Genomic DNA, 7216 nt, shown 5'->3' on the forward strand with positions numbered 1-7216 from the left:
CCACGTGAATCGCGTCCCGCGGCAGGGGCGTCGCCGAACGACTGAGTACGCGCCTGCCGTGGCGTATTTCGGTCTCTGCCGCCGGCGGGGACGTGCTTCACTTCGGTCTTGCGTTAGGAGCCGCGCAAGCGGGACGCAGTAACCGGCCGGAGCGAAGGGAAACCGTTCGTGCCTCATGAAGTCGATCAGTCGTTTCTGGCACTGCCGCTGAGGGCCCTCGCCGACGCCGCGCTCGCCCGCGCGCGGGCGCTCGGGGCGGAGCATGCGGACTTCCGTCTGGAGCGGGTGCGCAGCGCGTCCTGGCGGTTGAGGGACGCCAGGCCCGCCGGGTCGTCGGACACCACCGACCTCGGATACGCGGTGCGCGTGGTGCACGGCGGGACCTGGGGGTTCGCCTCCGGGGTGGATCTGACCCTCGACGCCGCCGCCAAGGTCGCCTCGCAGGCCGTGGCGATGGCGAAGCTGTCCGCGCAGGTGATCCGGGCGGCCGGGTCGGACGAGCGGGTGGAGCTGGCCGACGAGCCGGTGCACCCCGAGAAGGTCTGGGTGTCGTCGTACGAGATCGATCCGTTCGCCGTGCCCGATACCGAGAAGGCCGGGCTGCTGGGCGAGTGGAGCGCGCGGCTGCTGGCGGCGAGCGGGGTGGACCATGTGGACGCCTCGTTGCTGACCGTGCACGAGAACAAGTTCTACGCGGACACCGCCGGGACCGTGACGACGCAGCAGCGGGTGCGGCTGCATCCGGTGCTGACGGCCGTGTCCGTGGACGACTCCAGTGGTGAGTTCGACTCGATGCGGACCCTCGCGCCGCCGGTCGGGCGTGGCTGGGAGTATCTGACGGGCACCGGCTGGGACTGGGACGACGAGCTGGCGCGGATCCCGGAGCTGCTCGCCGAGAAGATGCGGGCGCCGAGTGTCGAGGCGGGGCTGTACGACCTGGTGGTGGACCCGTCCAACCTGTGGCTGACCATCCACGAGTCGATCGGGCACGCGACCGAGCTGGACCGGGCGCTCGGCTACGAGGCGGCGTACGCCGGGACCTCGTTCGCCACCTTCGATCTGCTGGGCAAGCTGAAGTACGGCTCCGAGCTGATGAACGTCACCGGTGACCGCACCGCCGAGCACGGGCTCGCCACCGTCGGCTACGACGACGAGGGGGTCGAGGCGCAGTCCTGGGACCTGGTGAGGGACGGCACGCTGGTCGGCTACCAGCTGGACCGGCGGATCGCGAAGCTGACCGGGGGGTTCGAGCGGTCGAACGGGTGCGCGTTCGCGGACTCGCCCGGGCGTGTGCCGGTGCAGCGGATGGCGAATGTGTCGCTCCGGCCGGATCCGGCGGGGATGTCGACGGAGGATCTGATCGGGGGCGTGGACCGGGGCATCTACGTCGTCGGGGACCGGTCGTGGTCGATCGACATGCAGCGGTACAACTTCCAGTTCACCGGACAGCGGTTCTACCGGATCGAGAACGGGCGGCTGGCGGGGCAGCTGCGGGACGTCGCCTATCAGGCCACGACGACGGACTTCTGGGGTTCCATGGCGGCGGTCGGCGGGCCGCAGACGTATGTCCTGGGGGGTGCCTTCAACTGCGGCAAGGCCCAGCCGGGGCAGGTCGCGGCGGTCTCGCACGGCTGCCCGTCCGCCCTGTTCAAGGGAGTCAACATTCTGAACACCACGCAGGAGGCGGGGCGATGAGCGTCAGCACCGGGACCGGCTGGGGGTCCGGGGGTCGTCCCCCGGGACAGCACAGCCTCAACACCACGCAGGAGGCCGGGCGATGAGCGCGCGCACCAGCAAGCCGTACGAGATCGTCGAGCGGGCGCTCGAGCTGTCCCGGGCCGATGGCTGTGTCGTGATCGCCGACGAGGAGTCGACCGCCAATCTGCGCTGGGCGGGCAACGCGCTCACCACGAACGGTGTCACGCGCGGGCGCACGCTCACCGTGATCGCCACGGTGGACGGCGCCGAGGGCACGGCCTCCGGGGTGGTGTCCCGGTCGGCGGTCACCGTCGACGAGCTGGAGCCGCTGGTGCGGGCCGCCGAGGCCGCCGCGCGGGGCGCGGGGCCGGCCGAGGACGCGCAGCCGCTGGTCACGGGGGTGGCCCCGTCCCCCGAGTTCACCGAGGCGCCCGCGGAGACGTCCTCCGCCGTGTTCGCCGATTTCGCCCCGGCGCTGGGCGAGGCGTTCGCACGCGCGCGTGCCGGTGGCCGGGAGCTGTACGGCTTCGCCAACCACGAGCTGGTCTCCAGCTATGTCGGCACGTCGGCGGGGCTGCGGCTGCGGCACGACCAGCCCAACGGCACGCTGGAGCTGAACGCCAAGTCGCCGGACCGTACGCGGTCGGCGTGGGCGGGGCGTTCCACGCGGGACTTCAAGGACGTCGACCCCACGGCGCTCGACGCCGAGCTGGCCGTGCGGCTGGGCTGGGCCGAGCGGCGGCTCGAGCTGCCCGCGGGCCGGTACGAGACGCTGCTGCCGCCGTCCGCGGTGGCCGATCTGCTGATCTACCAGCTGTGGTCGGCCTCCGGGCGGGACGCGGTCGAGGGGCGCACGGTGTTCTCCCGGCCGGGTGGCGGCACCCGGGTCGGCGAGCGGCTGACCGAGCTGCCGCTGACGCTGCGCAGCGACCCGAACGAGCCGGGTCTGGAGTCGGCGCCGTTCGTGATCGCGCACTCCTCGGGCGGCGACCAGTCGGTGTTCGACAACGGGCTGCCGCTGGCGCCCACGGAGTGGGTGCGCGCGGGCGAGCTGAACCGGCTGACGACCAGCAGGCACAGCGCCGGCCTGACCGGGCTGCCGACCGCGCCGGGGATCGACAACCTGATCCTGGACGGGGGCGGGGACCGCTCGCTGGAGGAGATGGTCGCGGCCACCGAGCGGGGGCTGCTGCTGACCTGTCTGTGGTACATCCGCGAGGTGGACCCGGCGACGCTGCTGCTCACGGGGCTGACCCGGGACGGCGTCTACCTGGTCGAGAACGGCGAGGTCACCGGCGAGGTCAACAACTTCCGGTTCAACGAGTCGCCGGTGGACCTGCTGGGCCGGGCGGCCGAGGCGGGCCGTACGGAGAAGACGCTGCCCCGGGAGTGGAGCGACTGGTTCACCCGGGCCGCCATGCCGGCGCTGCGCGTCCCCGATTTCAATATGAGCTCTGTCAGCCAGGGCGTATAACCTCGTAGGCGTTCGCAAGCGGCCGTCACCCGAACGGCCGAAGAAGATCACCGAGGAGACACGAGAACCGTGACGGACATCGTCGACGAGCTGAAGTGGCGCGGGCTGTTCGCCCAGTCCACTGACGAGGACGCTTTGCGCAAGGCGCTCGCGGACGGTCCCGTCACGTTCTATTGCGGTTTCGACCCGACCGCGCCGTCCCTGCACGTGGGGCATCTGGTGCAGGTGCTCACCCTGCGGCGGCTCCAGCGGGCCGGTCACCGGCCGCTGGCGCTGGTCGGCGGGGCGACGGGCCAGATCGGCGACCCGCGCCCGACCGCGGAGCGCACGCTGAACTCGCCGGAGACCGTCGCGGGCTGGGTCGAGCGGCTGCGCGGCCAGATCGAGCCGTTCCTGACCTTCGAGGGCGAGAACGCGGCCACGATGGTCAACAACCTCGACTGGACGCAGAACCTCTCCGCGATCGAGTTCCTGCGGGACATCGGCAAGCACTTCCGCGTCAACAAGATGCTGACGAAGGACTCGGTCGCCCGACGCCTGGAGTCCTCCGAGGGCATCAGCTACACGGAGTTCAGCTACCAGCTCCTCCAGGCGATGGACTTCCTCCAGCTGTACCGGAGGTACGGCTGCACGCTCCAGCAGGGCGGCAGCGACCAGTGGGGCAACCTCACAGCGGGCCTGGACCTGATCCACCGGCTGGAGCCGGAGGCCGCCGTCCACGCCTACGCCACGCCGCTGATGACCAAGGCGGACGGCACCAAGTTCGGCAAGACCGAGAGCGGCGCCGTCTGGCTGGACCCGGAGATGACGACGCCGTACGCGTTCTACCAGTTCTGGCTGAACGTGGACGACCGGGACATCTCCGGCTACATGCGGATCCTGTCCTTCAGGTCCCGCGAGGAGCTGGAGGAGCTGGAGCGCCAGACGGAGGAGCGTCCGCAGGCGCGCGCCGCGCAGCGTGCGCTGGCGGAGGAGCTGACCACGCTGGTGCACGGCGCGGACCAGACGGCCGCCGTGATCGCCGCGTCGAAGGCCCTGTTCGGCCAGGGCGAGCTGGCCGAACTGGACGACCGTACGCTGGCGGCGGCGCTCTCCGAGGTGCCGCACGTCAAGGTGGCCGAGCTCGCCCAGGTGACCGACCTGTTCGCGCAGGTCGGTCTGGTGCCCAGCAAGTCGGCCGCGCGGCGCACGGTGAAGGAGGGCGGCGCCTACGTGAACAACGTCAAGGTCACCGCCGAGGACGCGGTCCCCGCCGAGGAGGACCTGCTGCACGGGCGCTGGCTGGTGCTGCGCCGGGGCAAGAAGAACCTGGCGGCGGTGGAGGTCACGGCCGGCTGAGCCGACGGCTCGCGAGGGGGGCGGCTTCCGGCGTGCGCCGGGGACACCGCCCCCCTCGTCGCCGTCCGGCGGGTCAGCGGGTCAGCGGGTCAGGTCCGCTGGCTCTGCTGTTTGTTGCGCTTCATCGTGGTGTACAGCATGTCCACGAAGAAGACGATCACGATCGCCGCGATCAGCTGGAAGATGTGCCGGCTCCAGTCGATGCCACGCGTCGCCTCCACGCCGAAGCCCCGCGCTATGGCGTTGCCCGCGATGGCGCCGATCATGCCGCAGATGGTGGCCAGCCACAGCGGGATGTGCTGCTTGCCGGGGATCACGGCCTTGGCGATCAGACCGAGCACGAATCCCACGATGATCGCCCACAACCAGCCCATGGATGCCTCCTCGTACGGCTTGACGCGAGCATTGCTGACCAGTGTCGGACGGGACGGGGTACGCCGCATGTCGGACGGCGCGTACGCGCTACGGCGCAGGCCGGACGGCCGGGGCGGTGGACCGACCCGGGATCGTGGCGCGCGCGGAGGCGGCGTAACGTGGACCTGTTCGGGCCTGCGTTCCCCGACCGGTCATGGGCGGTGAGGGCGGGGCGAGTCCTCTTGCGGGCGGATGGTGGAATGTGATGCGGAAGCAGCATGGCGGCGGCAGCGCCCAGGTGTTCCGGATCACCGGTGCCCGGACGGGCCTCCAGGAGGACGTACGCGCCCGCCAGCGGCGGTACGTGATCTCGATGGCCGTCCGTACGATCTCGGTCATCCTCGCGGCGACGCTGTGGAACGTGGAGCGGCATGTCGCGATCGTGGCGCTGGTGCTCGGGGCGGTCCTGCCGTACGTCGCGGTGGTGATCGCCAACGCTGGGCGCGAGAACGCGCCGTCACTGCCGTCGACCTTCGTGACGACACCGCTGAAGCCGATGATCGAGCCGTCGCGGACGGATGACGGACCGGCGGAACCCGATGCGGAAGACGCGGCGTCGGGGACGGTGCCGGGCGCACGGACGGAGCGGCCCGGGCGGTCGTGAAGATCTTGGCGTGAGGGGAAGGGGTGTCCGGCGGAAGACACTTCCCCGCCAAGCTCAAGAAAAGCTCAGATCAATCCTGTGCTTCCGGTGCCGGGGGCGGGGTGACCCGTGACATACTTCGTACGCGCTCCGCATCCCCCGTCGGAGCGACGGACCGACGCCGGGCAGCTCCCCCCGTGGCTGCTCGGCGTCGCCTTTTCCCGCCGGGTTAGGGTCGGGCGTGTGATGGTCCCTGATGATCCCGAGACGCCGATCTGTTCCGCGAAGGGCTGCCGTGCGGCTGCGGTGTGGGTGCTCGCGTGGAACAACTCGAAGGTTCACACGCCCGAGCGGCGCAAGACGTGGCTCGCCTGCGAGGAGCACCGGGAGCATCTGTCGCAGTTCCTGGGGGTCAGGGGTTTCCTGAAGGAGGTTGTTCCTCTGGAGGAGTGGGAAGCCCGCGAAGTCTGAGCGCCAATGGCCCCGGGTGTGCTGCTCTCAGCCCCCGATCGCGGACATCGGGCGGTCCGGCTGGACGAAGCTCGGGTCGTCGAGGCCCGCGCCGGTCTTCTTGCCCCACATCGCCTGCTTCCAGAGGCGGGCGATCTCCTCGTCGCCGGCGTCGGAGCGCAGGGCCGCGCGCAGGTCGGTCTCCTCGGTGGCGAAGAGGCACGTGCGGACCTGGCCGTCGGCGGTGAGGCGGGTGCGGTCGCAGGCGGCGCAGAAGGGGCGGGTGACGGAGGCGATGACGCCGACGCGGTGCGGGCCGCCGTCGACCAGCCAGCGCTCGGCGGGAGCCGATCCGCGCGCCTCCTCGCCCTCGGGGGTCAGCTCGAAGCGGGTGCGCAGCGAGGTGAGGATGTCCCCGGCGGTGATCATGCCGTCGCGCTTCCAGCCGTGCTGGGCGTCCAGCGGCATCTGCTCGATGAAGCGCAGCTCGTAGTCGTGCTCCACGGCCCAGGCGAGGAGGTCGGGGGCCTCGTCGTCGTTGAGCCCCGGCATCAGGACCGAGTTGACCTTGACGGGGGTCAGGCCGGCCTCGCGGGCCGCGTACAGACCGTCGAGGACGTCCTGGTGGCGGTCGCGGCGGGTGAGGGTCTTGAAGACGTCGGGCCGGAGGGTGTCGAGGGAGACGTTGACCCGGTCCAGGCCCGCGGCCTTCAGGGCGGTCGCGGTGCGCCGCAGTCCGATGCCGTTGGTGGTGAGGGACATCTGCGGGCGGGGTTCCAGGGCGGCGACCCGCTCGACGATGCCGACGAGACCGGGGCGGAGCAGCGGCTCGCCGCCGGTGAAGCGGACCTCTTCGATGCCGAGGGAGGTGACGGCGATGCCGATGAGCCGGACGATCTCGTCGTCGGTGAGCAGATCGGGCTTGGCCAGCCACTGCAGGCCCTCCTCGGGCATGCAGTAGGTGCAGCGCAGATTGCACCGGTCGGTCAGCGAGACCCTCAGATCGGTGGCCACTCGGCCGTAGGTGTCGATGAGCACGGGGCCCCCTCCCTCGACGCGGATCACTCCTGTCTCGTACCTGCGAGCCTACGTGACGCCGCCGACAACCCACATCGACCCGATGCGACGAGAAGTGCGGCGGGGGGGGGGGGGGGGGGGGGAGGGGGGGGGGGGAGAGGGGGGGGAGGGGGGGGGGGGGGGGGGGGGGGAGGGGGGGGGGGGGGGGGGGGGGGCGGGGGGGGGGGGGTCTTTTTTGTTGT

The 7216-nt window shown here is 71.2% G+C and carries 7 protein-coding genes; 5 read left to right on the top strand and 2 right to left on the bottom strand.

Annotated elements, in window-relative coordinates:
* Positions 1–168: 168 nt before the first annotated feature.
* The 3 genes from ACZ434_RS32330 to tyrS all read left to right on the top strand — a co-directional run bounded on the left by ACZ434_RS32330 (position 169) and on the right by tyrS (position 4510).
* Positions 169–1695: a TldD/PmbA family protein gene (locus ACZ434_RS32330; RefSeq protein ID WP_468462233.1), complete on the top strand. Its 1527-nt coding sequence runs from the start codon at positions 169–171 to the stop codon at positions 1693–1695.
* Positions 1696–1777: 82 nt separating this feature from the next.
* On the top strand, positions 1778–3172 hold the full coding sequence (locus ACZ434_RS32335) for a metallopeptidase TldD-related protein (protein ID WP_468462235.1): 1395 nt from the start codon (positions 1778–1780) through the stop codon (positions 3170–3172).
* A 69-nt stretch (positions 3173–3241) separates the two neighbouring features.
* Positions 3242–4510, top strand: coding sequence for a tyrosine--tRNA ligase (gene tyrS, locus ACZ434_RS32340; RefSeq protein ID WP_468462237.1), 1269 nt, complete (start codon positions 3242–3244; stop codon positions 4508–4510).
* An 89-nt stretch (positions 4511–4599) separates the two neighbouring features.
* On the opposite strand, the gene ACZ434_RS32345 is transcribed toward tyrS, so the two are convergent.
* Positions 4600–4884, bottom strand: a complete 285-nt coding sequence (locus ACZ434_RS32345) for a GlsB/YeaQ/YmgE family stress response membrane protein (protein WP_468462239.1) — start codon at positions 4882–4884, stop codon at positions 4600–4602.
* A gap of 245 nt (positions 4885–5129) precedes the next feature.
* On the opposite strand from ACZ434_RS32345, the gene ACZ434_RS32350 reads away from it, so the two are divergent.
* On the top strand, positions 5130–5528 hold the full coding sequence (locus ACZ434_RS32350) for a DUF3099 domain-containing protein (protein WP_468462241.1): 399 nt from the start codon (positions 5130–5132) through the stop codon (positions 5526–5528).
* Between the two features lie 225 nt (positions 5529–5753).
* Positions 5754–5978, top strand: coding sequence for a hypothetical protein (locus tag ACZ434_RS32355; protein WP_468462247.1), 225 nt, complete (start codon positions 5754–5756; stop codon positions 5976–5978).
* A gap of 27 nt (positions 5979–6005) precedes the next feature.
* On the opposite strand, the gene moaA is transcribed toward ACZ434_RS32355, so the two are convergent.
* On the bottom strand, positions 6006–6995 hold the full coding sequence (moaA, locus tag ACZ434_RS32360; RefSeq protein ID WP_468462243.1) for a GTP 3',8-cyclase MoaA: 990 nt from the start codon (positions 6993–6995) through the stop codon (positions 6006–6008).
* Positions 6996–7216: the final 221 nt, after the last annotated feature.

This window comes from Streptomyces sp. NPDC030893 (genome assembly GCF_055571535.1).